Genomic DNA, 26,218 nt, shown 5'->3' with positions numbered 1-26,218 from the left:
CTATAGTTTGCAATCACAATCGCGGTCAGGAGACTGCACATGCCAGACAATCTGCACACCAGTATCGTCAGGGATTTTCGGCAAACTTTGCTGTGGCCCGTGCAATTGATGACTGATCATCTTGTCCCCGGCGCCGTAGATGCGCCCTGGGAAACGCTCAAGGCCATCAAGGATTCGCCCTGGGTAGAAATTGAGGATGATTTTTTACACAGCGCCCCGCACTTAAGTGAAACGCGCTATCAAGAGTTCGTCACCTTTATGCCTTTTGCCCAGCGTTTTTTATATGGCGAGGGCAAGCATGGCCATGCGGCTGGCGGCTATGGCGAATCGCCACTGCATATATTTAGCCGTCAGGATATCCGGGGCGTCCGTATCACCTTGCCAGAGCATGCGACCCCGCTTACTTTGCGCGTTGCGCATATCGAGCTGTATTTCTTTTTTGATATTGATGTTGCCATGCTGGCGCTTGAAGTCACTGCCAGCGATCTCGCGCTCAACGACGCCATGGAAATCCTCTACCGTCTGGGCCGAACCTATCCCAATTACTGGGATGATACCGGCGAGGGCGGGCATTGCGCAAAACGGGTGGAGTGGCTGGATCAGCACGATCAGGTCATTGCTGTCTCTGATTATGAAGACAAGGCCCGCTACCTGGCCTTTGTGAAAGAGAATCACGTCCCTTGTGTCTCATTGCACTGGTCAGCACTGATGTCGCCGCTCGTGCAACATTACTCCGGCCAGTCTGGCGAGTTGCGTTACCGTGAAATTGAATATCAGCGCATGCCCTTGATGGCTTATCTGGCGTTTGACGACGTGAGCACCTTGTCGCGCGGAGACTTGATCCGGCTGGGCCTGGTTTGCCAGCCCTGGCATTCAGATACCTTGCCGTTTAGTGAACAGTTTTTGCAAGACTTTGAGCAACAGCATTGCTATGACCGCTACTGGGATGAGGTCCGCCAAGACCCCTGGAGCACCACGCGCATAATGTGTACCGGCCAGAATTTTGTCGTGGTAGGCAGTCATCAGCACCGCGTGTTCAGCAATGACAAAAACGGCATCAAGCGCCATTACCAAAACCAGTATTTTCTATTGTTCTTAATCGCCCATTTTCAAAAAGCGGCCTTGCTGATGCTGTCAGACCGCATGGTGCAAGCCATCAGCCGCCTGAATATGCAGAGTGAGGACTCGGTCAAATCTTTCCGCAACAATATCCGGCATGTCACGGCCGTGTTTCTGCGCTTTACCCATCGCTACTGGTTTGAAAATGTGTCTGATCAGGCCGTCGCCAAAGACCTGTTTGCCTTGATGCTCAAGCAACTGGATTCGGTCAGCCTGTTTGAGAAAACTCGCCGCCGCATTATGGATATGGCCGAATATCTGGAAGGCGAAGAAATCAAGCGGCAGGCGGATACGGTCGTCCGCCTTACCGTGGTCACTATTCTGGGCCTCATCGGCACCATGACCAGTGGCTTGCTGGGCATGAATTTAATCGACCTGACCCAAACCAGTCTGCTGGAGAAGCTGGCATATTTTGGTATCGTCTTTGTGCCTGTCAGCCTGCTTACTTTTTATACTGTGATTAAATCGCGTCGGCTGTCATTGTTTCTGGATGCGCTTTCTAATGAGAGCACAGGCATGCGCTATAAATTATCAAAACTGGCCCGTGTATGGAGCGGTCAATTAGAGGACCGTTAGTGATTCTGTTGGCGTGAGCCTGTTTCAGCCATACAGGTGTTAAAAAGTGAATCTTCAACGCATTCTTCTATCCATCAATATATTGATGACAATATGGATAGGAGAACACGATGAGACGCAGACTCTATTTTGTTTTACCCAATCTTCACAGTGCTCAGGCCGTGATGAATGAATTACTGCTTGATCGCATTGATGAAAATCACATCCACTTTCATGCCCAGCATGAACATTTGCTAGAGCAATTACCAAAAGCCGGTGCCGTAGAAAAATCCGATGTTCTTTATAGTGCGATGGCCGGGTTTGTCTTTGGCGCAATCGTTGGCTTGTTAAGCGGCTTACTCGCCTGCTTTTTCCCATGGTGGTTTGGCGAAGTTGCTTTCACCGTGATTCCGTATTGCATGGTCATTGGAGCACTCGCCTGTGCTGCGTGGGCAGCGGCCATCGCGACTGCGGCACCCGGGTATCGCTTGCGTGCCCACAGTCAACAGCTGGAGCAAGGCAATATCCTCATGGTTGTATCCGTCCCATTGCGCAGGTTACGCGAGATCAGGCAGCGCCTGATGCTACGCCATCCTGAAGCCTTGTATGGCGGTGTTTGGCCCGCCGAGCATCGCTTGTTTCCTTGAGCATACCTATGGTTTGCTGGCACTCGCCTGGCGAGCAATCTCAGCGCATTGGTTGGCTAGGCACTTACTTTCAATAGCCATCTAAATAATGATGTATGCCGTTAGGTATATACCAAACTACGTATATCGAGAGATTCTTTCTTGTCTGCTGGCTGGCAAAATGCAAACCATCGTGATTGAGCAAACATGTAAACGAGAAGACATGAATCACATTAACCGTATAAGGAGACACATGATGCGTAAATTTATTTCTGTGGGTTTTATGGTTTCAAGTTTGTTCGTGGCCTCAACGGCCGTGGCATTTGAAGGTGAGAAAAATATTCAACAAACCGCGCATACACAGCATTTTTTAAGCAAACGGCCTTATGCCACACCTGCCGTGGTGGCTAGCGCAGCGGCTGATCAAGCCTGGGTAGGTGCGACTTTGGTTGTAAATCCTGCACCCGCACAAGCGCAGCAAGTGATGAAAATGCATCAATTGTCCAAACGTGCGTTTTAGTCAGGTAGTTGTCAGGTAACTATGCCACCATAAACCTGACCGTTACTCACCCTAACGGTAAAAACTATTAAAGAATGAGCGATTTAAGGAGCGTAAAATGAGTAAATTGTTATTAGCAGTACTGGTAACATTTGGCTTCATGGCGAATGTTCAAGCAGGCGATACCTCTGACGCTGAGAGTGGTGTACACAATCTGCATCAGAACCACTTCCTCGGCAAGCGGCCTTACAGTAAAGCCCCACAGGCAAAACAGCAAAGCCCTGAAGATAAATGGGAAGGCACAGGCTTGATCACAGATAACCCGGATAAAGGCCTGGACAAGCACCAGCAAATGCGCCTGAACTTTATTGGCAAGCGCCCTTACATGGGCTCACCGGCAGACTGAATTTAATTGAGTGCTGTTGAGCGCCGGCTGTGCCGGTGCAACAAAAACCCTTCATGTGATCCATGGAGGGTTTTGTTTTTGAGCCTGTGCTCAATCAGCTTCCAAGGCGGAAGAAGGATGCTAAGCCTTGAGGATGACGGGAGAAAGCTCAAAACTCCCGCCGTCATGACTCACTAATAATTGCTGATCTTGTATGGTGACGCTCATGCTCAGGCTGCGTGAGGCAGCGGCTGTGAGTGCCTGGGTTTCCGGCAGGTTAATCACCGTGACATTATCCAGTTTAAGCATGGCTTTTTGGTGTTGCTCCCACCACATCTCTGCAGTTCTGCCACCATAAAGCACTTGCACCACTTGCTTGGCTTTTCCGCAGGCTTTGCGAATCTCACGCTCGTCAGGCAGACCGACGCCTATCCAGCGTTCTATTGCCCCGGTAAGGTCTTTTTGCCAGAGATCCGGCTCATCGTCGTCACTCAGGCCTTTGCCAAATTCCAAGGCTTCATCCGCATAGAGCACAAACGCCAGCAGTCTGACCATCAGTCGCTCTTCTGTTTCCGAGGGGTGCTTGGCCAAGGTCAGCATATGCGTCTGATAGTAATGCCTGTCCATATCCGCAATATTGAGATTGATTTTATAAATGGTGGATTTGAGAGCCATGACGACTGCCTGCGATTAAAAAGTGCAGCGAGTATAACAAACTAAACTATGCTCTTAACCGCTTTGTAGCCAGCCAGATACAACAAACTGCTTGCGCTTTTTTAGAATCTTCATAAAATTGAAAATAAAACGTTTTATTTTTATTTTATGGATACGCAGGACGACATGCCTTCTACACGCACAGCCGCTGCCAAACCTAAGGTGGGGCGGCCAAAAACCGGGACAACACAGGAGCGGCACGCCCAATTTCTGGCGCAGGCCCTCGAACTGTTTATGACCGAGGGCGTGGCACGGACCAGTATTGCGCGGATTGCCGCAACCTGTGGCGTCTCGACGCGAACCATCTATGAGCGTTACAGCAACAAGGATGCGTTATTGATCGCTGCGCTCAAGCACATGGTGGAGCAGGATGTGCGTGCCATGACCAATCTTGAGCAGTTAGCCGACCCGTCGCTGGCCACGGTGCTCACGCATATCGGGCGACTGATGTTGAAAAAAGTCCTTGAACCGCGCATGGTGTCCTTTTTTAGAATTGCGATTTCAGAAGTATCACATTTACCGGAGTTGGCGAGGGCAGTCAAAGAAGTGGGGCCGGAGCGCATCTATCAAATGTTGGCAAATATCTTTAAAACGTATGCGGATAAAGGCGAGTTGCCACAACTGAATTTTATGCGGGCGGCTGAGTCTTATTGCGAGCTACTGATCGCCGGCCCTCGCCATAAAGCATTATTCGGGGTGCAAGAAGCAGATTGGGATGCAGAAGCACACATTGCATTTGTGGTGCAGTTATTCTTGAGAGGATTACACGGGATGGAACAAAAATGAAGCAGCCTGTCTTAAAGGTTGCGGTAAACCTGCGTCGCCTGCCGCTATGGTTGGCTGTCATGTGTTTGCCGCTGGCGAGTTGCTCGGTGATGGATGAATACATCCGCCCAAAACCCAAGGTAGCTACAGAATGGCAAGCGCCGTTGCCGCATGGCGGCAATCTGGCGTCGCTGAACAATTGGTGGGGGCAATTCAACGATCCTGTGCTTGACCATCTGCTCACTGAGGCACAGAAAGAAAGTCCCTCGCTTGAAATTGCGCTGGCCAATATCCGTGTGTCGCGCGCCAATGTCTTGTCTGCCCGTGCGCAAGGGATCCCTGATTTAACCAGCACCGGCAGTGCCACCAAGAGTAAAGGCGGTGGTGGTGGCGCGTTTCCGGCCAGTACCATTGAAGTTGATTCGATTTCACTGGATGCCAGCTGGGAAGTGGATTTGTTTGGCAAGGTGAAAGCCGCCAAGCAGGCAGCCAAAGCGCAACTGGAGTCCAAGAAAATTGCCTGGCACGATGCACGCTTGAGCCTGGCCGCCGAGGTAGCAAATAATTATGTGAATTACCGTGCCTGCCAGGCGTCGGTAGACGCCCTGCAACAGGCCTATGACTCTCGTAAAGAGACCGCGCGTTTGACAGGCATTTCTGCCAAGGCTGGTTTCTCCGCTCCGTCAGACCTCGCACTCGCAGAGGCAGCGACACGCGCCAGTGAGTCTACGCTGGATGGGCAGCAAGCCGAATGTGATGGACTGGTAAAAGCGCTTGTGGCGTTGACCAATTTGCCTGAGCCTGAGTTGCGTCAATGGTTGGCGAAAGGCAAAAGCTTGCCAGAGCCTGCCATGTTTGACGTGCAGGCCTTGCCGGCCAGTTTACTGACCCGGCGCCCAGACCTGGCCATTGATGAGCGCAACTTGGCGGAGGCCAGTGCCAATATCGGCGTCTCCAAAGCCCAGATGTACCCTACCCTGACCCTGACCGGATCGATCGGCTATCGCCGCACCAACTTTAATGGCACGGTGACACGCACCGACTCCTGGTCGTATGGCCCTTCTCTCAAGTTGCCGATTTTTGATGGCGGCACTTTGCGTGCGGATCTGGCAGAGGCGCGTGCCAATTACGATAGCTTGCTGGCAACCTATCAGCAGGATGTGCGTAATGCTGTCAAAGAAGTAGAGCAGGCTTTGGTGAGTCTGGAAAGTGCTACCCGCCGTGCCACCTCCGAGCAGGCCAGTGCCCAGCAATATCAGCAATATTTCAAGGCCGCCGAGATCAACTGGAAATCAGGCGGGCTGGATTTATTGTCACTCGAAGATGCCCGCAGGCAAAAAATTAATGCCGAGCTGAACCTTATCACCCAGCAAAAAAACCGTGTATTGCAGTGGATTGCGTTATACAAGGCATTTGGTGGTGACTGGCTGGAAACACAGGCGACGGTGAAACCCATCATCCTCAAGCCCATGGAAAAAAGGTAAATAAAAATGGCGAGCAGACTGACAAAAAAAACCAAATTCTTAATCATTGCGGCCGTGCTGGTGGGTGTGAGTGCCTGGTTCTGGCAACATCCGCGGCATCAGGCCGAGCTGGCAGAAAAACGTACTAACCGCGCGGCTGCCAATCAAACTGAAGCAGAACATGCGCAGCAGTCAGCGGGCAAGGGCAAAGCCGCCCTGAGCGTGGAGGTCACCCGGCCCGTGAAGGTACAATGGCAGACGACTCTGATGCTAAATGGCAGCGTCTATCCCTGGCAAGAGGCCCTGGTCAGTGCGGAAATTGCCGGATTGCGCATACAGCAAGTGCTGGCCGATGTCGGCGCGCAAGTGAGCAAGGGGCAGTTGCTGGTTGTCTTGGCCGATGAAACCGTCAAGGCGGATTTGCAAAAACAGCTCGCCACGGTTGAAAAAGACAAGGCCGCGCTGGCTGAAGCAAAGAGCAATGCAGACCGTGCGCGTGAAATCAAGGACAGTGGCGCGCTATCGGCGCAAAAAATCAATGAATACATGATTGCCGAGCAGACGGCACGGGCCAATCTCGCCTTATCCGAGGCGGAGCTGGAGAACCAGAAAATCCGCTTGCGCCAGACCAAAGTGGTGGCGCCTGACGATGGCGTCATTTCATCACGTTCTGCCAATTTGGGGAATGTGGTGTCGGCCGGGGCGGAGTTATTCAGGCTGGTGCGGCAAAGTCGTATTGAGTGGCGCGGTGAGGTGAATGCAGATCAGCAAAACGCTTTGCATGCCGGACAAGCGGTCAATCTGAGTTTGCCGGGCGGCAAGAAGGTAGCCGGGACCGTGCGGTTGATTTCGCCGACCGTCGACAACAATACCCGTAATGCGCTGGTGTATGTGGATATCCCCAAAGGCAGTGCCAAGCCTGGCATGTATGTGCAGGGGCAGGTGGATATCGGCCAGCAGCAAGGGTTGGCGGTCCCACTGAGTGCCGTCACCTACCGCGATGGCTTTGCCTATGTGTTTGAACTGGCGCCATCCGGGTCTGACGGTATCAGCCAGGTCGCACAGCGCAAGGTACAAACCGGCCGTACCCGCGAGCAGCTGATAGAGTTGCTTGGTGGCGTGGAGGCAGGGGCCTCGCTGGTGCTCAGTGGTGGCGCTTTTCTCAACGATGGGGATAGGGTCAAAATCGTGACGGTGGCTAAACCTGAGGCTGCAAAATGAATTTTTCAGCCTGGTCTATCCGCAATCCGGTTCCCGCCATTCTGCTGTTTGTGGTGTTGAGCTTTCTTGGTCTCAAATCACTTAATCAATTAGGCAAACAGAACTTTCCGGATATTGAGCTGCCGGTGATTTCGGTCAGTGCGACGCTGGAAGGCGCGGCCCCGCCACAGCTGGAAACCGAAGTGGCCCGCAAGATTGAAGACAAGATTGCGACCATTGGTGGGATCGAGCACATGACCACCAAAATCACCGATGGCAGTGTCAGCATCAGTGTGCAGTTCACTATAGATACCAACAGTGAAGAGGCGCTGAATCTGGTACGCAATGCGGTTGATAGCGCGCGCTCTGAGTTGCCCGCTGCGGTACTGACGCCTACCGTGTCTAAAGTGACGACCTCCGGCAGTGCGATCCTCACTTTCGTCGCCTCGGCTGACAATATGGATGAAGGCGAGCTATCGTGGTTTGTCGACAACGAAGTGAGCAAGGCCATGCTGGCAGTGAATGGCGTGGGCAAGATTACGCGTACCGGTGGCGTAGACCGCGAAGTGCAGGTTAATCTTGATCCGACCTTGATGGCGGGTTTGGGTGTCAATGTCAGCGATGTGTCTGCACAGCTCAAACGCGTACAGCAGGATGCCTCGGGCGGGCGAGGGGATATTGGCGACAATATTCAGTCGGTACGCACCCTGGGCGCCTTGCATAGTGCGGATGAAGTCCGCAATCTGGATATTCCCATCGGCGATGGTCGCCACATCAAGTTGTCGCAAGTGGCGGAGGTGATTGATACCTATGCTGAGCGCACCACCTATGCCAGCTATGATGGCAAGCCAGTCATCCGGTTTGAAATTACGCGTAGCAAAGGCACCAGTGAGGTGACGGTGGCCAAAGATGTGCGTGCCGCGCTGGAAAAATTCAGGGTCTTGCATCCACAAGTGAAGATTGTGGAGGCTTTTAACATGGTCAAGCCGGTAGAAGATAACTATCACGGCTCCATGCAATTGCTGTACGAGGGTGCTTTGCTCGCTATTCTGGTGGTGTGGTGGTTTTTGCGCGACTGGCGCGCCACCATTATTGCCGCCGTCGCTCTGCCTTTATCCATGATCCCGACCTTTGCATTTATGCAATATTTCGGCTTCTCGCTCAATATTCTTACTTTGCTTGCCATGGCGCTAGTGGTGGGGATTTTGGTCGATGATGCCATTGTGGAAATCGAAAACATTGTCCGCCACCTGCGCATGGGCAAATCCCCTTATCAGGCCGCCATGGAGGCCGCTGATGAAATCGGCTTTGCTGTGATTGCCACCACATTTACGCTGGTGGCGATTTTTCTGCCCACCGCATTTATGGGGGGTATTCCGGGTAAATTCTTCAAGCAGTTTGGCATTACGGCGGCCATTGCCATCATGGGCTCGCTGGTGGTCGCCCGCTTGCTGACGCCCATGATGTCAGCCTATTTGTTAAAACCGCACCCAGTTAAGGAAGAGCAAATCTCTGGCTTTATGCGCGCTTACTTACGCAGTGTGGAGTGGTGTTTGCGCCACCGCAAAACCGTGGTGCTGGCATTTGTATTGTTCATTGTCGGCTCATTGAGTTTGATGCCACTGTTGCCTAAAGGCTTTGTGCCTTCCTCTGACAGTAGCCAGACCAAGGTCAATATTGAGTTGCAGCCGGGGACCGCGCTGGAACAGACGCGCGAAGTGGTTAGTCTGGCAGAGCAGATCGTCAAGCAGCACCCGGAAGTGAAAGCGGTGTTTAGCGCCGCGGGCACGGCCAGTACCGGTGGGGGTGGCCCCAATGCTTCGCAGAATAGTACGGATGTGCGCAAGGGCAGCCTGGTGATTAGTCTGACGGATCGTAGTGAGCGGCATCAGAAGCAATCCGAAATTGAAGCCGAGTTACGTGAGCGACTCAAGGCATTGCCGGGCGCACGTGTCAACGTCGGCATTGGGGAATCCGGTGAAAAACTGCAGATCACACTGGCCAGCGATGATGGCATTGCGCTGGGCAATGCTAGCCAACAGCTGGAGCAACAATTGCGTACCTTAAGCGGTGTCGGCAACATCACTTCCAGTGCCAGCCTGCAACGGCCAGAGGTGCAGATCATCCCCGATATCGACAAGGCCGCCGAGCTGGGGGTGACGGTAGAGTCGATTGCACAGGTGATTCGCATTGCCACCTCGGGAGACTTCTCCAATACCATGCCCAAGCTCAATTTGCCTCAGCGCCAGGTGCCAATCCGGGTGCGATTGGGTTCCAGTGTACGCACCAGTTTGCAAGAAATTGCCCAACTGCGGGTACCCGCACGCAACGGCAGTGTCAGTCTGGAAACCGTGGCCACCGTTCGCATGGGCAGTGGGCCGCAGCAAATTGACCGTATGGACCGCATGCGTAATGTGACCTTCGATATCGAACTCAACAAGCGTCAGATTGGTGAGGTCATGCGTGAAGTACAACAGCTGCCCGCCATGCAATCACTGCCGCCCAGCGTGAAGCAGCTGGAGTCAGGTGATGCCAAACGCATGAACGAATTGTTTGCCAGCTTTGGCGGCGCCATGGTCATCGGCGTGATGTGCATCTATGTGGTGCTGGTCTTGCTGTTTGGCGACTTTCTGCAACCAGTGACCATCTTGGGGGCGCTGCCCTTGTCACTGGGTGGGGCCTTCTTTGCCCTGCTGGTCACCCACAACAGCTTCTCCATGCCGAGTGTGATTGGGTTGTTGATGTTGATGGGTGTGGTGACCAAAAACTCGATCTTGCTGGTGGAGTACACCATCATGGCCAGAAAAGAGCGCCAGTTAAGCCGGTTTGATGCGATTATCGATGGGTGCCATAAACGTGCGCGGCCGATTGTCATGACCACCATTGCCATGGCTGCCGGTATGCTGCCGATTGCCCTGGGCTGGAGTGCGGATCCTAGCTTCCGCGCGCCAATGGCGATCACGGTGATTGGTGGATTAATTACTTCGACAGTGCTGAGTCTGGTGGTGATCCCGGTGCTGTACACCTACGTGGATGATTTGCTGGGATGGTTGAGGGGGCTGGCAAGATGGGCTAAACAGCATGTTTGATCAGGCGTGTCGCTGCGAGCGGGCGGCTTTGCGCCCTCACACAATCGCCGGCTCTGCAGGGCCGGTGATCAAACGATCAGTGAAGCCCGCTGATCGCCGCGCCATATCGACTTACTATAGCCCGATTAATTGGGCGCAAACGTAAACGCATCGCTATAAAACTCTTCTTCTGGCAGGCCCTGCTTCACAAACGTTGCTTTCGCAATCTCCACCATGCCTGGTGCGCCGCATGCATAGACCTCAAACCCGCTTAAATCGGCGTGATCTTCCAACACGGCTTGATGCACCAGGCCACGGCGGCCTTGCCAGCCATCGTCGTCGTGACCGTCGGAAATGACGGGGATATACTGAATATTCGGCATGAACTGTGTCCAGCGCTGGCAGAGGTCATCCATATATAAGTCGCCGGTTCGTCTCGCGCCGCGGTAGAGGTAAACGGGGCGCTGGATCTGATTGAAAATCATGTGTTCTATCATGCCTTTGACCGGTGCAAACCCCGTACCACCCGCCACCATGATGATGGGTTTTTGGTTTTGCTCTCGCAGGAAAAAACTGCCGAGAGGCGCTTCCATACGCAATATGGTTTTAAGCGGCATGTCATTGAACACTTGCTCGGTAAAATACCCGCCAGCAATTTTACGGATATGCAATTCAATAAACCCTTTTTCATGTGGCGCATTGGCGATGGAGAAAGCCCGGCGGCGGCCATCCTTGAGTAAAAATTCGATGTATTGTCCAGCCATAAAGGTCAGTTGTTCAGTGGCAGGTAATTGCAGGTGCAAGACCATTACATCGTCGCCGAACTGCTGTTTGTGTTGAATGCGTACCGGCAAAATACGCGGTTTGATGCCTTGCACCATATCGATCTGGCGGCATTCAATGACCAGGTCTTCAAGGGGTCTGGCACAGCAAAACAAAGCCATGCCAGCTGCAAGCTCGGCATCGGTCAAGGCGTTGCCTTGGTAATCATCATGCATGACTTTGCCGGTCAGCACCTTGCCTTTGCAGGCGCCGCAAGCGCCATTACGGCAGCCATAGGGTAAGTTGATACCCGCTTCTATGGCGGCTTCGAGCACGGTTTGGCTGGGGCGGACATCAAAGGTATGGCCACTGTTTTCAATCAGGACACGGTTCATAAGACGATATTTTCCAAGCGTTAATCTTTGCGCGGGAGATGCACGACATTATCTACCGGTTTGCTGTCAGGGACTTCGGTAAATTCCCCCTCAATCACCTCGTCATTCGCGCTGTGACGGTAGCGTGCATGGGGTTGTTGATGCTGCCCGCTGACGTTTGGGTTGTTGGTTGGAATCAGTAACAGAATCACGGCAATGACATCGCTAATGACGCCCGGAATCAGGAGTAATACTCCGGCCAGCAAGTTTCTGGCAGTGGAAAAGATGGCGGCTACCGGGTTGCCACCGGCCGTCATTTGCTGAAACAAGCGTGACGCGATCAGGTCTTTTTCACCACGAATCAGCTTGAGGCCCAGGTAGCCGATGATGATCAGGTAGACCAAGACCCACCAGCCATAGCGCTGGCTGAGTTCGATCAGGACCGCTATCTCCAGAAACGGAAAAGCCAGTAGAATAGCAAGGATGAGAAAACGCATGTCAGAATCCTGTCTGTGAGTCAGCGCGCGATGACGCCAAAAGAGGAAATTATAATCGTGTTTACGCATGTGCCGAACAAGGCATGTGCCGAGCATATCGCGCATACGTTGCTTACAGACAAGTTGGCGGCATGCGTCAATATTTCAAGTCCGGTCACCTCTATTTATCGCTGGCAAGGGCAGATAGAGCAAGCGGAAGAAATCGCCCTGAGCATTAAAACCACGCGGCAGGGGTATGCCGCCTGTGCGGCCAGGCTTAGAATGCTGCATCCTTATGAACTTCCAGAGATTGTAGGCATCCATGTGAGCGAGGGTTTGCCGGAATATTTGGCATGGGTGGCGGCCGAGACAGGGATGCAGGAGTGAAGCGTTGATCAAAAATGGGTTTAAAGTAGCATGGGTACTGGTCATGTTATGCGTGATGGTGTTGCCTGTGCACGCGGCGTCACAATTCTCAAAACTATTCACTGAAGATAGCAGCGAAGATTTTTTGCCTGTCGATCAGGCATTTAAGGTCGATGCGGCATTGACGGATGCTACGCATGCCCAGATCCGGTTTACTGTAGCACCAGGCCACTATTTATATAGAGACCGCATACAACTCTTACCGGCCAGCGACACGACACAGCTCAGCTTGCCAGCCGGTGAAACCAAGCATGATCCCAATTTTGGCGAACAGCAGGTGTTTCACCACGACACCGTGGCCGAGGTCACGTTTGTAGGGGCCGCCCCTCAGGTGTTGCAAGTACGCTATCAAGGCTGTAGTGAAAAAGGCCTGTGTTATCCCCCACAAACCAAATCACTTGCATTGGACGCGGTTGCCTCGGCGAATAATATTCGCAGTGCACAGCCCGTCAACGCGGAGAGTGAGGACGAGTTTTCTGGCAAGCTTTTGGCCTCTGGCCACTGGTGGCAGATTGTGGCAGGCTTTTTTGGTGCAGGCCTGTTGCTGGCATTCACCCCTTGCGTGTTCCCCATGATTCCTATTTTGTCTGGGATTATTGTGGGCAAAAATGCCCATGTGTCGCGTGGCAAGGCGTTTACTTTGTCATTGGCATACACACTGGGTATGTGCCTGACTTATACCCTGGCTGGCGTCGCCGCCGGGCTCTCTGGGCAACTCTTGAGCAGCGCGCTGCAAACGCCTGCCGCCCTGATCATCGGTGCCCTGATTTTTGTGGTGCTCTCATTCTCCATGTTCGGCTTTTACGAGCTCAAACTGCCGTCAGCGGTTGAAAATTACTTTTTTAACTGGAGCAGTCGTTTCAAGGGTGGTCATCTGGCCAGCGATTTCTTAATGGGGGCCATATCTGCCTTGATCATCAGCCCTTGTGTCGCTGCGCCGCTGGCGGGTGCGCTGCTTTATATCAGCCAGACGCATGATGTGGTGCTGGGCGCGGTGGCATTGTTTTCATTGTCGCTGGGCATGGGCGTACCGTTATTGCTGATTGGCGCATCAGCGGGCACGGTCTTGCCCAAGGCGGGCGAATGGATGAATGCCGTTCGTCGTTTGTTTGGGGTGTTGATGTTGGCTGTCTCGGTCTGGATCGTCAGCCCGTTGCTGCCTGTGTCAGCGCAACTGGTTTTATGGGCGGCCTTGTGTATTGTCCCGGCCATTTATCTGCGCGCAATAGACCCTTTGCCTGCGGATGCGGGGAGCACCGCGCGTCTTTGCAAGGGATTTGCGGTCATGTTGCTGCTTTATGGCGCCGCGCTGCTGGTCGGTGCCTGGTCGGGTGCACGCTCACCGCTACAACCTTTGCAAAGGGTCATGTCTGCTTCGGCGACGGATGTGCAAGCACTGCCATTCAAACGCGTGCAAAGTGTACAAGCGCTCGAAAATGCGCTTGCGGCCGCGCGGGGCAAACCCGTGATGCTGGATTTTTACGCAGACTGGTGTGTCTCGTGCAAAGAATATGAGCAGTTTGTCTTTAGCCAGCCAGAAGTGCGGGCTGCGCTCAAAGATGTGGTGCTGTTGCAGGCAGATGTGACCGAAAACCGGGCGGAAGATGCCGCATTGCTCAAGCGCTTTGAATTGTTCGGGCCGCCAGGGATCGTGTTTTTTGATGCGCAGGGACGGCCGTTGCAACCTGTGATCAAAGGCTATCAGGACGTCACACAATTTCTTGACCGCTTGCGCAAATTGCCTTTAAGCGCCATGGAGAAGTCTGCACATGCATAATATTGCGCGTTTGGTCATGACGATATTACTGATCGTTGTTCTCGGTAGCGGATTCCGTTGGCTTTACCTTCACCGTGATCAATGGATGACGTCTGCCCCTACTCAAACGGCGATGATGGTGCCTGACGCGGTATGGAGCGTCGGTTTGCAGGATGCTGGTGGCAGGACGTATGCGCTTTCAAGCTTTAAAGGCAAGCCTGTCATCATGAATTTTTGGGCGACATGGTGTGAGCCTTGCCGTGAAGAAATGCCCGAAATCTCAGCGCTGGCGGCCGAACACCCCGAAATTGCAGTGTTAGGCCTGGCCATTGACGAGGCAGCCGCTGTGCATGAGTTCGCGGAGAGTACGCCCGTCAGTTATCCTTTGTTAATTGCCGAGAACGAAGGTATGCCTTTGGCCGAGCAACTGGGCAACACCAAAGGCGTATTACCTTACACCGTGGTGATTTCTGCCAACGGCCAAGTGACACACACCTTCTTCGGCAGAGTCAATCGCCAAATGCTGCAAAAAGCACTCAACTTGCCTTAAATGCCCATCCACTTCTGTGCGCAAACAGGCCGCTTATGGCTTGGGTTTGTCGCCTGATCTGTACCAGTTGCTGCCGTTTTGGCGACTTTCCATTTGTTCCAAATTGCGAATTTTACTGGACAAAATGCAATAACTTCGGCAAACTTCGACGCCATGAAGGTTGTATTTTTCTCTTTGAGAGGCATCTGAAATGGGCGCCAAATCCATCCTGGTGATACATGGACCCAACTTGAATATGCTGGGGACACGTGAGCCACAGCACTACGGTAGCCAAACGCTTGCAGATATCAACCAGCATCTGCTGGAATTGGCGCGAGCCGATCAGGTACGTCTTGAATCCTTTCAGAGCAACTCTGAGGCGGAGATCATAGAGAAAATTCATGCATTGTCTGTGAACCGGGTGGATTACGTCATTATCAATCCTGCCGCCTTCACACATACTTCTATTGCCATCAGGGATGCCCTTTCGGCAGTGAACATTCCATTCATTGAAGTGCATCTCTCCAATGTGCATGCCCGTGAGTCATTCCGGCATCATTCTTATTTCAGCGATCTGGCGACCGCCGTCATCTGCGGTTTGGGCGCAGAGGGATACTACGCCGCCTATCGCTACATCCAACAACGCTAATAACATTTAAAACATTTACATTCGAGGCTTATATGGATTTACGCAAACTCAAAAAACTGATTGATCTGGTCGAGGAATCGGGGATTTCCGAGCTGGAACTGACTGAGGGTGAAGAGAAGGTACGTATCAGTCGCGCCATGGCACCGGGTGCTGCACCAGTGACTCAATATGTCGCTGCGCCTGTTTCCGCGCCTGCAGCAGCACCCGCAGCAGCCGCTGCTCCCGCCGTTGCAGCGGCAGAAGTGCTAGAAGGCACGGTAGTTAAATCACCGATGGTCGGTACGTTCTATCGCGCGTCTTCTCCAGATGCAAAAGCGTTCGTCGATGTTGGTAGCACTGTCAATACAGGGGACACCCTGTGCATTATTGAAGCCATGAAGCTGCTCAACGAAATTGAGAGTGAATATGCGGGCACGATTAAAAAGATTTTCGTTGAAAACGGTCAGCCTGTGGAATACGGCGAGCCTCTGTTCCTGATTGGCTAATCGTGATGATTGAAAAAGTACTGATTGCCCGTGGCGGCGACCAGCAGCCCTCTGCGGGTTTCGCAGCAACGAAGTTTAATTGTCTAGCGGCTATTGAGACGCGGAGTAAATAATGTTCGAGAAAATCCTGATTGCCAACCGCGGCGAAATTGCCTTGCGCGTGCAACGTGCTTGTCGTGAGTTGGGGATTAAAACGGTGGCTGTACACTCTGAGGCTGACCGTGATGCCAAATATGTCAAGCTGGCCGATGAGTCTGTCTGTATTGGCCCAGCACCTTCTGCAAAAAGCTACCTGAATATTCCTGCCGTGATCAGTGCGGCTGAAGTGACGGATGCGCAAGCGATTCACCCTGGGTATGGCTTTTTATCCGAGAATGCCGACTTTGCCGAGCGGGTTGAACAAAGCGGTTTTGTCTTTATCGGCCCCCGCGCAGAGACTATTCGCCTGATGGGTGACAAGGTGTCTGCCAAGGATGCCATGAAAGCGGCGGGTGTGCCATGTGTGCCTGGCTCAGATGGTGCGTTGAATGATGATCCGGCTGAAATCATTAAAACGGCCAAACGCGTAGGCTACCCGGTGATTATTAAAGCAGCGGGTGGTGGCGGTGGCCGTGGCATGCGCGTGGTGCATACCGAAGCCGCCTTGCTTAATGCGGTCAATATGACCAAAGCCGAAGCACAGGCTGCCTTTGGCAACCCTATGGTTTACATGGAAAAATTCCTTGAAAACCCGCGCCATATCGAGATCCAGATTCTGGCTGACCAGCATGGCAACGCCGTGTTCTTGGGTGACCGCGATTGCTCCATGCAGCGCCGCCATCAAAAGATTATTGAAGAAGCACCATCGCCCTTGTTGCCAGAAAGGCTGCGCGACAAAATTGGTGAGCGTTGTGCCGAGGCCTGCCGCAAGATTGGTTACCGTGGCGCCGGCACCTTCGAGTTCCTGTATGAAAATGGCGAGTTCTACTTTATTGAGATGAACACCCGCTTGCAGGTGGAGCATACCGTCACTGAAATGATCACGGGTATCGACCTGGTTCAGCAGCAGATCTTCATCGCTGCCGGTGAGAAGCTGCCGTTCCGTCAGCGCGATATCGTGCTCAATGGCCATGCCATCGAATGCCGGATTAACGCCGAGGATCCTTATACCTTTGTGCCTTCACCAGGCTTTATCAATCGCTTTCATATGCCTGGCGGCCCTGGCGTACGTATGGATACGCATGTGTATGGCGGCTATACCGTGCCACCGCATTATGACTCGATGATAGGCAAGCTGATTACACACGGTGCGACACGCGAACAGGCGATTGCCAGAATGCGCGTGGCCTTGTCCGAGATGTATGTCGAAGGCATTAAAACCAATACTGCGCTGCATTCTGATCTGATGGCCGACTTGGCTTTCCAGCAGGGCGGCACCAGCATTCACTATCTGGAGCAGAAGCTGGGTATCAGCTCGAAATAATTTTGCATTGGCTGTTACTTAAAATTCAATCAACCGAGCCGCAGGCCGAGGCACTCAGCGATGTGCTGATGGAGCAGGGTGCGTTGTCCGTCAGCATTGAAGATGCGCACGCTGACACCTTGGCCGAGCAGGCAATTTTTGGCGAGCCGGGGGATCCCCCGCCCGGCATCTGGCAGCAAAACATTGTCACGGCCATGCTGGATGCAGAAGCCGATGTCCAGGGTCTACTGGCCCGTGTACAAGCCGAGCTGCAACTGGATGGTCTCAAATATCAGTTAGAGCAGATCGAGGAGCAGGATTGGGTGCGGGCCACGCAAGCGCAGTTTGACCCTATCCGCGTGACCGATAGATTGTGGATCGTGCCTTCCTGGCATGAGGCGCCGAATGCGGAGGCGATCAATATCGTGCTGGATCCGGGCCTGGCATTTGGCACCGGCAGCCATCCGACCACGCATTTGTGTTTGAGCTGGTTGGCGCAATTACCTGAAACACTGTTGCGCAGTGCCAATGTCCTTGATTACGGATGTGGCTCAGGCATTTTGGCGATTGCCGCCAAAAAACTGGGCGCCAACACCGCCACAGGCGTTGATATTGACCCGCAGGCAGTGATTGCCAGTCGTGATAACGCGCTCAATAACCAGGTCGAGGCCATTTTTTATGACTCTGCCGAATACCTGCATGAGCCGTTTGATCTGGTCGTGGCTAATATTCTGTCCAGCGCCTTGATGGTGCTGGCCCCAGTGATTGCCAAATCTTGCAAAACTGGCGGTAAAGTTGCATTATCCGGCATATTGGAGAGCCAGCAGCAGATGTTGCTGGCGCATTATGCCGAGTGGTTTGAAATGGATGCCCCCATCCAGCAAGATGGATGGGTCTTGCTGACGGGAACCAGAAAATGTCCTTGATTACGGCCTGCCCGGCCTGCCAAACACAATTTGAAGTCACTGACGAGCAATTGCAGGCCTATGCTGGCAAGGTGCGCTGCGGTGAATGTGACCATGTGTTTGATGCGCGCTCGCATTTGCTGTCGTCATCTGCTGCCACTGCTGCAAGCGAGGCGGTAGATCCCCAGCCTGCCAGCGATGCCGCGATTTACTTTCAGGTGAGTGCCGAGGCCGCACAGGCGCATCCGGTGCCTGACGAGCCGTTTGAAGCAGTCATGCCGGAGCTGTCTATTCAGCCTGACGAGGCGATTGAGCCTGAAATCCCTGCTTTTCTGCGTGACGTTTCACTTGAGGATGAGCGCCCGCAATCTCGGGTGACGCCCGCCACCCCTTGGGCATATAGCCTGCTTTCTGTCCTGCTGCTGGTGACTTTTTTTCTACAAACACTGTATTTCTCTCGCACCACGCTTGCCGCCAGTTACCCGCACACCAAACCATGGCTGCAAGCGCTATGCAAGCCACTGCATTGTGAAGTAGGTTTGCCTAGGGATATAGCGCAATTGACGATAGATGATGCGGATATTCAAGAGCACAAGACACGCGCCGGCGTGCTGGTGTTTTCCAGTGTGCTGATGAATCACGGTGAGGTGCGACAGGCCTATCCGATGATAGAGCTGACTTTGACCAATACGGCTGACGAGCCGGTATTGCGCAAAACGCTCAAGCCGGAAGACTATCTGCCCAAGACTGTCGATGCCAGCAATGGCTTGGCGGCCTTGCAAGAGCAGTCCGCCAAAGTGTTTTTAGGTGTAGACGAAAAACTGGTAACGGGTTTTCGCGTCGCCATTGCCTACTAGTTGTTTGTGCACCTAAACCGGGTCAATCTGTTGTTGCGCAGCGCCCACTTCAGCCATCACTTTTCCTAATATTTCAATCGCTTCTTTGCGCACAAAACTTTTGCGCCAGGCCAGCGCAATACGTCGGCTAGGGGCAGGGCGGGTAAACGGGATCACGCGAATCAGCGCGTTCTGATAGCGCGCCGCAGTTGCCATGGCTGGCAGCACCGTGATACCCAAATTCGAAGCCACCATATTTCTGATTGTTTCCAGCGAATTGCCCTGTAACACTTCGCCTTTACGGCTGAGCTCGGGGCAAGCCTGGGTTACCTGATTGCTGAAGCAATGCCCGGTGTTGAGCAATAACACTTTCTCCTGGCTCAATTCATCCGCCTCGACCGATGTGCGCTTGGCCCAGGCGTGACTCACGGGTACGACGACATTAAAGTCCTCGTCATACAGTGGCAAGGTTTCAATGCCCGGCACATCAAACGGTAAGGCGACTACAGCCGCATCGATGAGCCCGTTTTTCAGCTGCTGCTCCAGAGTCGCCGTGATGTTTTCTTCAACTTCCAGCGGCATCTGCGGCGCTACCTGGATGAGTGGCGGAATGATTTCGGGTAACAGATAAGGCCCGACCGAGTGAATCATGCCCAGCTTGAACAGGCCGTTGAGCGGATCGTTACCGTGTTTCGCCATCTCTTTGATCTTGGCGGCTTGCTCCAGCACGATATTGGCTTGTGCAATAATCTGCTCACCAATTTCGGTGGGGGTCACCTCGTTGCGGTTACGTTCAAACAGAGAGACACCCAGCTCTTCTTCCAGTTTTTTGATGCCCAGACTGAGCGCCGGCTGGGTCACAAAACATTTTTCTGCTGCGCGCCTGAAGTTTCTCTCTTGCGCCACCGCCAATACAAACTTTAATTCAATCAAGGTCATTTGCTTGTCTCGCTGTTTTCACCATCACTAGTCTATATGCATTAATTTTATTAATCAATAATATCAAAACATACAATTATACAAATTAAATGGTGCGCTCTAGAATGCGATGCATGGATGACAACATAAGGAGGCAAGATGTGGATTTGGCTTAATCAGGAATCAGCCGTGTGGCAGGAAACTTTAGCCGCTTACGCTGCCAGTTTTTAACTCTGCAGTTTATTTTATATCAAATTATTATCGTAATAATCAAGGCGTAGTATATTTGAGTCTTGATGAATTTTTTGCCGCACTCATCAATTAACAACAAGGAGCTAACACATGCAGAATCAAAACACGGGCGCCAAGTGCCCATTCGCGCATGGCGCAATCACGACAACCGCACAAACCAATACGAATTGGTGGCCGAACGCCCTCAATCTGGATATCTTGCATCAACATGACCGTAAAACCAATCCGCTTGGTGAGTCATTTGACTATAGACAGGAAGTATCCACGCTGGATGTAGATGCGCTTAAAAAGGACATGCATGCCTTGATGACGGACAGCCAGGCATGGTGGCCTGCAGATTGGGGTCATTATGGTGGCTTGATGATTCGCATGGCCTGGCACGCCGCCGGGACTTATCGCGTGGCAGATGGCCGTGGTGGCGCGGGTACAGGTAACCAGCGCTTTGCACCACTCAACAGCTGGCCTGATAACGTCAACCTAGATAAAGCGCGCCGCCTGCTGTGGCCGATCAAGAAAAAATATGGCAACAAGATCTCCTGGGCGGACCTGATTGTACTTGCGGGCACCATTGCCTATGAGTCCATGGGTCTCAAGACTTTCGGATTCGCTTTTGGCCGTGAGGATATCTGGCACCCGGAAAAAGATATCTACTGGGGCAATGAAAAAGAGTGGCTGGCAAAAACCGGTAGCGAAGGTAGTCGTTATTCTGGTCAGCGTGACCTCGAAAACCCGCTGGCTGCCGTGATGATGGGCCTGATTTATGTGAACCCGGAAGGCGTGGATGGCAACCCTGATCCGCTGAAAACCGCGCAGGATATCCGCGTTACCTTTGCCCGCATGGCGATGAACGACGAGGAAACGGTAGCGTTGACGGCAGGCGGCCACACGGTGGGCAAAGCACACGGGAACGGTCAGGCCAGCAACCTTGGTGTCGACCCGGAAGCCGCCGACGTTCATGAGCAAGGGATGGGCTGGAACAACCACACCAGACGCGGAGTGGGCCGGGATACGGTGACCAGCGGCATTGAAGGTGCCTGGACTACACACCCGACCCAATGGGATAACGGTTACTTTGCCATGCTGTTTAACCATGACTGGGAACTTAAAAAGAGCCCGGCCGGTGCGTGGCAATGGGAGCCCGTGAACATCAAGGAAGAAGACAAGCCAGTCGATGTCGAGGATCCTAGCATTCGTTATAACCCCATCATGACAGATGCGGATATGGCCATGATCAAGGACCCGATTTACCGCAAAATCTCGGAGCGATTCCGTGACGACCAGGCGTATTTCTCTGAAGTGTTTGCCCGTGCCTGGTTCAAGCTGACACACCGTGACATGGGTCCCAAAGCCCGTTACATCGGCCCGGATGTGCCGCAAGAGGATCTGATATGGCAAGATCCGGTGCCTGCAGGTTCAGCCATCAGCGAGACAGACATTGCTGCACTCAAAGCACACATTCTGGCGAGCGGCTTAAGCACCGCAGAACTGGTCGCGACCGCTTGGGATAGCGCACGTACTTTCCGTGCCTCAGACTACCGCGGGGGCGCAAATGGTGCACGTATTCGTCTGGCGCCACAAAAAGACTGGGTAGGCAACGAGCCCGTCAGACTGCAAAAAGTGCTGACCGTGCTCGAAGGCATACAGCAGGGCTTTGGCAAACCTGTCAGCATCGCTGACCTGATTGTCCTCGGTGGTTCTGCTGCCGTTGAGCAAGCCGCCCAAGCCGCCGGAGTGAACATCACAGTACCGTTTGTTGCAGGCCGTGGTGATGCGACGGCAGAACAGACAGACATTGAGTCTTTTGAGGTGCTGGAACCTGTGCATGATGGCTACCGCAACTGGCTCAAGGCCGACTACGTGCCCTCGGCAGAGGAAATGCTGCTGGACCGTACCCAGCTGATGGGTCTGACTGCACCAGAAATGACCGTGCTTGTGGGGGGGATGCGTGTGCTGGATACCAACCACGGTGGGAGCAAGCACGGTGTATTTACCGATCAGCCTGGTGTGCTCAGCAATGACTTTTTTGTCAACCTGACCGATATGCGTTACACCTGGGTGCCTGCTGGCAACAACCTGTATGAAGTCCGTGAGCGCAACACAGGGGTAGTTAAATGGACGGCTACCCGTGTGGATCTGGTGTTTGGCTCCAACTCCATCCTGCGTTCTTATGCCGAGGTGTATGCACAAGATGATGCCAAGCAGAAGTTTGTGCACGACTTTGTCGCCGCCTGGACCAAGGTCATGCATGCGGATCGTTTTGATCTTAAATAATTAAAAATTTCTGTGACTCTGTCGTCATGCCAAGCGCCTTGAGGGATCAAGGCGCTTTTTTATTGATGGCTTAGTATGTATGCAGACATGGGTCATGATGCGTATCACGGACATTTTCCAGGCGTAAGCAACGTGCGCCCATGCATTTTCAATCGTGAAATTTCTATGGCCACGGCAAGTCTGCAAAACTGTCTGTTAGAATAACTGCATGGATATCTATTTGATGCTGAAGGCCGTGATCATGGGCCTGGTCGAAGGCGCGACCGAGTTTATTCCTGTGAGTAGTACAGGGCATCTGATCATTACCGGGGAGTGGCTGGACTTTCTCTCTAAAGATAAACGTGATGTGTTTGAGATCATCATTCAGCTGGGCGCGATTCTTGCGGTCTGTGTCGAATACCGGCAACGGCTCTGGCATACCGTACAGCGCATTCAAACGGATACCAACGCCCAGCACTTTGTGCGCAACCTCATCATTGCTTTTTTACCTGCCGCCTTGATTGGCCTGGCATTTCATCACCAAATTAAAGAATATTTATTTTCCTCCTTCACCGTTGGCATCGCACTGGTCGTGGGGGGGGTATTAATTTTGCTGATTGAAAAATTTGTGCCAGCAGGCAATACGCGTGATATCGACCAGATTTCAGCCAAGCAAGCCTTGCAGATTGGCTTTGCGCAATCGCTGGCATTGTTTCCGGGCATGTCACGTTCAGGCGCGACCATTCTGGGCGGCATGTTTTTTGGCCTGAGCCGTCAGACGGCGACTGAGTTTTCATTCTTTTTAGCCTTGCCCATCATGTTCGCAGCCACAGGGCTCGACCTCTATCAAGCTCGTGACTTACTGTCTGTGGACGATGCATTGATCTTTTTGATCGGTTTTGTGGTCTCATTTTTGTCAGCCTTGGTGGTGATTCGCGCCCTGATCCGATTTGTCGCCCAGCATTCGTTTGCCGTGTTTGCCTGGTACCGTATCGTATTTGGCATTCTGGTGCTGGTTTTCTTTGCACATTAATTTGTTTTAAGGTGTATGCATGAACCGTGCGCTGTTTAAAAAGATAGCTTATGTGCTTGCCGCCATCCTGGCGGTGTTGCTGTTGCTGGTGGTTTATCTGGCTGCGACGTTTAATCCCAACGATTACAAGTCAACTATCATTCAACTGGTCAAAGACAAGAAACAGCGTACGCTAGACATCAAAGGCGACATCAAGCTGAGTTTCTGGCCAAAAATCGGCGCCGATTTAGGTGAAATCAGCTTGTCCGAGCATCAGTCAGAACAACAGTTTGCCGCGATTAAAAGCGCAAAAGTGGCATTGGCTGTGCTGCCCTTGCTCAAAAAAGAAATTGTCGTCGATACGGTCTATCTGGATGGCGCGCAGGTCAATGTCATCCAGCATGCTGATGGCAGCTTCAACTTTGATGATCTGCTGAGCAAAGAGGAAGAAGAGTCCCAGCAGATCAACTTTGATGTGCAAGGCATTAAAATCACCAATACTGAGGCCAGTTTTACGAATGAGAAAAGCGGTGCCAAGTATTCAGTTGACCAGCTAAACCTCACCACCGGCCAGGTGGCACTGCAAAAGCCGTTTGATATCGCCACCGATTTTCATCTGACGGCAAACCAGCCCGCCGTGGATGCCAAGGCGTTGATTAAAGCCAATGTCATGGCCGATCCGGAAGCCAAGCATTTTGTGATCAAGGGTCTGGATGCGCAGCTCAAAGGCGCCTTGCTAGATGGCCAGGCGGTGACGGTCACGGCGCAAGGGGGCATTGATGTGGATGCCGCTAACACTGCCCTGGATGTTTCTGATCTCAAGCTGGCGATGCAAGGTACTTTTAAAGGTGCCGAGCGCGCAGTCAGCCTGCAGGCGCCTGCCCTCGCCGTCAATCCGCAACTCATCAGCAGTGACAAGGTCACCTTGTCATTCAAGCAAAAAGATGCCAACGGCGATCTCGATCTGGCCGTGGTCTTGGCCGAATTAAAAGGCAACCAGCAAACCGTCGAAAGCAAAGGGTTGACCGCGGATGTTAGCCTGAATGCCGGTGCACGCAAGGTTGAAGGGCATTTTGCCTCGCCTGTGACCGCCAATCTGGCCGACTTGGTGTTTGAAGTGCCTGCGTTGGCAGGTAAATTTGATATTAAAGACCCCGCCTTGCCGAATGGAACCATGCAAGGGCAGTTCAAGTTGGCCCTCAACGCCAACGTGAAGCAAGAGCAAGTTAACACCACGTTTGATTTGAGCCTGGCGGAAACCAAGCTGAATGGTGATGTGCGCGTGGCAGGGTTTGCGACGCCGCATATCGGTTTTAAAGTGCACGCCGACACCTTGAACCTGAATGCGTTGCTGGGCAAGGCCAAGCCTAAAAAAGAAACTGTTGCCAGCCCAAATGCCAATCGCGCGCAAGCAGACAAGCCTGCCGATTTGAGCGCGTTAAAAACCTTATTCCTTGATGGCAGTATCAATATCGGCAAGATTTTATACAGCCCCTATACCCTGACTGGCTTGAACGTGGGCATTAAAGCTGATGGCCAGAAACTGGCCTTGCAGGGTCTGGATGTCAAATTGGACGACAGCCGTATCCAGGGCAATGTTGGCATTAGCCAGTTTAGCAAGCCGCTATATACCTTTGATCTCAACATCGACAAGCTGGATTTGAACCGTTATCTGCCTGCTGCAGAAGCCAAGGCGGGCGAAGCGACGGCCAAGCCTGCCGAGAAAACCGCGCAAGCGGAGCAGCCGCTGGATCTGTCTGCCTTGAAGGCGCTCAATGCGCAGGGCAACATCCGCATTGGCTGGTTGAAATATGGCAAAACCGAAGCCAAAAACCTCAATATTGGACTGAAAGCACAGGAGGGCTTGGCTAGCCTGGATCCACTCAATGCCGATGTCTATCAAGGCACGGTGCGCGGTGCCGTCAAGCTGGATGCACGTGCCACGCCTGCAGTCACCATACAGCAAAGCCTGCAAAACATCGCTGTCGGCCCGTTGTTAGTCGATACCATCAATAATGACATGCTATCTGGTAACGGCAATTTGAATGTGAACGTGACTGCGCAAGGAAATACGGTGACTGCACTAAAAAAGTCACTGGGCGGCTCGGTTGATTTACGCATGGCCGATGGCGCCGTCAAAGGGTTTGATCTGGCCGGGACCATCCGCGAGGCGAAAAGCAAGCTCAACTTGCTCAAGGGTCAATCCAGCGCAGACGCAGATAAAAGTAAAAAAACCGACTTTAGTGAGCTGACCGCCAGTTTTAATATTAAGAGCGGCGTAGCTCACAATGATGATCTGGCCATGAAGGCACCGGTTTTTCGTTTGACCAAAGGCGAAAGCAAAGGCGATATTGATATAGGCAAAGAACAGATCAACTATCTCGCCAAGCCAACTTTGGTGAATTCGCTCAAGGGGCAGGGCGGTAAAGAGGCTGAGCAATTAGGCAGTCTCGGCATTCCGGTGAAGGTCACCGGTAGTTTTAGTGCGCCAAAATTCGGTGTCGATATGACGGCTTTAGGTCAGGCACTGGCCAAATCGGTGGCTATGGACGCCTTGACCGAGAAAATCGGCGGAGACAAGGCCGAAGCCCTTAAAGGATTGCTGAATGGAAAAACGCCGGGGAGTAGTGGTAGCGAGGCTGCCAATCCTGAAGGTGGTAATAGCACTGAGCCTGCCAAGCCCGTGGACCAGCTTAAGCAAAAAGCACTCAAAAAGCTGCTGAATTTTTAGGGCCAGCAGATAAGCGTTTAAG

General features: G+C 52.8%; 23 protein-coding genes. 19 read left to right on the top strand and 4 right to left on the bottom strand.

Annotated features, from left to right (window positions below):
* Positions 1–39 precede the first annotated feature (39 nt).
* The 4 genes from GOC95_RS11950 to GOC95_RS11935 all read left to right on the top strand — a co-directional run bounded on the left by GOC95_RS11950 (position 40) and on the right by GOC95_RS11935 (position 3,205).
* Positions 40–1,695 (top strand): hypothetical protein, encoded by a 1,656-nt coding sequence (locus GOC95_RS11950; RefSeq protein WP_275357350.1) that lies wholly within the window; start codon positions 40–42, stop codon positions 1,693–1,695.
* 110 nt (positions 1,696–1,805) lie between these two features.
* Positions 1,806–2,321, top strand: coding sequence for a hypothetical protein (locus tag GOC95_RS11945; protein ID WP_275357349.1), 516 nt, complete (start codon positions 1,806–1,808; stop codon positions 2,319–2,321).
* Positions 2,322–2,553: 232 nt separating this feature from the next.
* Entirely contained in the window at positions 2,554–2,820 is a 267-nt protein-coding gene (locus GOC95_RS11940) for a hypothetical protein (RefSeq protein ID WP_275357347.1), read from the top strand.
* Positions 2,821–2,917: 97 nt separating this feature from the next.
* Positions 2,918–3,205, top strand: coding sequence for a hypothetical protein (locus tag GOC95_RS11935; RefSeq protein ID WP_194749024.1), 288 nt, complete (start codon positions 2,918–2,920; stop codon positions 3,203–3,205).
* 120 nt (positions 3,206–3,325) lie between these two features.
* Here GOC95_RS11935 and GOC95_RS11930 read toward each other — a convergent pair whose 3' ends face one another.
* Positions 3,326–3,859, bottom strand: coding sequence for a YaeQ family protein (locus tag GOC95_RS11930; protein ID WP_275357345.1), 534 nt, complete (start codon positions 3,857–3,859; stop codon positions 3,326–3,328).
* 165 nt (positions 3,860–4,024) lie between these two features.
* Here GOC95_RS11930 and GOC95_RS11925 point away from each other — a divergent pair, with 165 nt between their 5' ends.
* The 4 genes from GOC95_RS11925 to GOC95_RS11910 are packed head-to-tail and all read left to right on the top strand — an operon-like array spanning position 4,025 to position 10,415.
* Positions 4,025–4,684: a TetR/AcrR family transcriptional regulator gene (locus tag GOC95_RS11925; protein WP_194749021.1), complete on the top strand. Its 660-nt coding sequence runs from the start codon at positions 4,025–4,027 to the stop codon at positions 4,682–4,684.
* Positions 4,681–6,147 carry an efflux transporter outer membrane subunit gene (locus GOC95_RS11920; RefSeq protein ID WP_275357343.1) on the top strand — a complete coding sequence of 489 codons (1,467 nt, stop codon included), beginning with the start codon at positions 4,681–4,683 and terminating at the stop codon, positions 6,145–6,147. The genes GOC95_RS11925 and GOC95_RS11920 overlap by 4 nt, the downstream gene beginning before the upstream one ends.
* A 6-nt stretch (positions 6,148–6,153) precedes the next feature.
* On the top strand, positions 6,154–7,347 hold the full coding sequence (locus tag GOC95_RS11915; protein WP_275357341.1) for an efflux RND transporter periplasmic adaptor subunit: 1,194 nt from the start codon (positions 6,154–6,156) through the stop codon (positions 7,345–7,347).
* Positions 7,344–10,415 carry an efflux RND transporter permease subunit gene (locus GOC95_RS11910; RefSeq protein ID WP_275357339.1) on the top strand — a complete coding sequence of 1,024 codons (3,072 nt, stop codon included), beginning with the start codon at positions 7,344–7,346 and terminating at the stop codon, positions 10,413–10,415. Before GOC95_RS11915 ends, GOC95_RS11910 begins: the two co-directional genes overlap by 4 nt.
* Positions 10,416–10,540: 125 nt before the next feature.
* Here GOC95_RS11910 and GOC95_RS11905 read toward each other — a convergent pair whose 3' ends face one another.
* Together GOC95_RS11905 and GOC95_RS11900 are read right to left on the bottom strand one after the other, a co-directional pair.
* On the bottom strand, positions 10,541–11,551 hold the full coding sequence (locus GOC95_RS11905; protein WP_275357338.1) for a CDP-6-deoxy-delta-3,4-glucoseen reductase: 1,011 nt from the start codon (positions 11,549–11,551) through the stop codon (positions 10,541–10,543).
* Between the two features lie 20 nt (positions 11,552–11,571).
* The gene (locus GOC95_RS11900; RefSeq protein ID WP_275357336.1) at positions 11,572–12,027 is read right to left on the bottom strand and encodes an FxsA family protein; all 456 of its coding nucleotides are present in this window, start codon (positions 12,025–12,027) and stop codon (positions 11,572–11,574) included.
* A gap of 30 nt (positions 12,028–12,057) precedes the next feature.
* On the opposite strand from GOC95_RS11900, the gene cutA reads away from it, so the two are divergent.
* From cutA to GOC95_RS11860, 8 genes are all read left to right on the top strand, one after another.
* Complete coding sequence (gene cutA / locus GOC95_RS11895; protein ID WP_275357334.1) at positions 12,058–12,393, top strand: divalent-cation tolerance protein CutA; 336 nt, start codon at positions 12,058–12,060, stop codon at positions 12,391–12,393.
* 43 nt (positions 12,394–12,436) lie between these two features.
* Positions 12,437–14,209, top strand: a complete 1,773-nt coding sequence (gene dsbD / locus GOC95_RS11890) for a protein-disulfide reductase DsbD (RefSeq protein WP_275357332.1) — start codon at positions 12,437–12,439, stop codon at positions 14,207–14,209.
* Positions 14,202–14,738: a TlpA disulfide reductase family protein gene (locus GOC95_RS11885; protein WP_275357330.1), complete on the top strand. Its 537-nt coding sequence runs from the start codon at positions 14,202–14,204 to the stop codon at positions 14,736–14,738. The genes dsbD and GOC95_RS11885 overlap by 8 nt, the downstream gene beginning before the upstream one ends.
* 190 nt (positions 14,739–14,928) lie before the next feature.
* The gene (gene aroQ / locus GOC95_RS11880; protein ID WP_275357328.1) at positions 14,929–15,366 is read left to right on the top strand and encodes a type II 3-dehydroquinate dehydratase; all 438 of its coding nucleotides are present in this window, start codon (positions 14,929–14,931) and stop codon (positions 15,364–15,366) included.
* Positions 15,367–15,398: 32 nt separating this feature from the next.
* A complete protein-coding gene (gene accB / locus GOC95_RS11875) occupies positions 15,399–15,851 on the top strand; it encodes an acetyl-CoA carboxylase biotin carboxyl carrier protein (RefSeq protein ID WP_194749587.1) in 453 nt (150 codons plus the stop codon).
* A gap of 112 nt (positions 15,852–15,963) precedes the next feature.
* On the top strand, positions 15,964–17,313 hold the full coding sequence (gene accC, locus GOC95_RS11870) for an acetyl-CoA carboxylase biotin carboxylase subunit (protein WP_275357326.1): 1,350 nt from the start codon (positions 15,964–15,966) through the stop codon (positions 17,311–17,313).
* 2 nt (positions 17,314–17,315) lie between these two features.
* Positions 17,316–18,218 (top strand): 50S ribosomal protein L11 methyltransferase, encoded by a 903-nt coding sequence (gene prmA / locus GOC95_RS11865; RefSeq protein ID WP_194749585.1) that lies wholly within the window; start codon positions 17,316–17,318, stop codon positions 18,216–18,218.
* Positions 18,209–19,054: a DUF3426 domain-containing protein gene (locus GOC95_RS11860; protein ID WP_275357323.1), complete on the top strand. Its 846-nt coding sequence runs from the start codon at positions 18,209–18,211 to the stop codon at positions 19,052–19,054. Before prmA ends, GOC95_RS11860 begins: the two co-directional genes overlap by 10 nt.
* A gap of 12 nt (positions 19,055–19,066) precedes the next feature.
* Here GOC95_RS11860 and GOC95_RS11855 read toward each other — a convergent pair whose 3' ends face one another.
* Entirely contained in the window at positions 19,067–19,972 is a 906-nt protein-coding gene (locus GOC95_RS11855) for a hydrogen peroxide-inducible genes activator (RefSeq protein WP_275357322.1), read from the bottom strand.
* A 321-nt stretch (positions 19,973–20,293) separates the two neighbouring features.
* On the opposite strand from GOC95_RS11855, the gene katG reads away from it, so the two are divergent.
* The 3 genes from katG to GOC95_RS11840 all read left to right on the top strand — a co-directional run bounded on the left by katG (position 20,294) and on the right by GOC95_RS11840 (position 26,196).
* Complete coding sequence (gene katG / locus GOC95_RS11850) at positions 20,294–22,474, top strand: catalase/peroxidase HPI (RefSeq protein ID WP_275357320.1); 2,181 nt, start codon at positions 20,294–20,296, stop codon at positions 22,472–22,474.
* 208 nt (positions 22,475–22,682) lie between these two features.
* Entirely contained in the window at positions 22,683–23,486 is an 804-nt protein-coding gene (locus GOC95_RS11845; RefSeq protein ID WP_194749581.1) for an undecaprenyl-diphosphate phosphatase, read from the top strand.
* Positions 23,487–23,505: 19 nt separating this feature from the next.
* Positions 23,506–26,196 carry an AsmA family protein gene (locus GOC95_RS11840; RefSeq protein WP_275357317.1) on the top strand — a complete coding sequence of 897 codons (2,691 nt, stop codon included), beginning with the start codon at positions 23,506–23,508 and terminating at the stop codon, positions 26,194–26,196.
* The last annotated feature ends 22 nt before the right edge of the window (positions 26,197–26,218 follow it).

Origin of the sequence: Methylophilus sp. YYY-1 (genome assembly GCF_029132825.1) — a bacterium.
Lineage (GTDB): Bacteria > Pseudomonadota > Gammaproteobacteria > Burkholderiales > Methylophilaceae > Methylophilus > Methylophilus glucosoxydans.
This window is presented reverse-complemented; position numbering and strand designations above follow the sequence as displayed.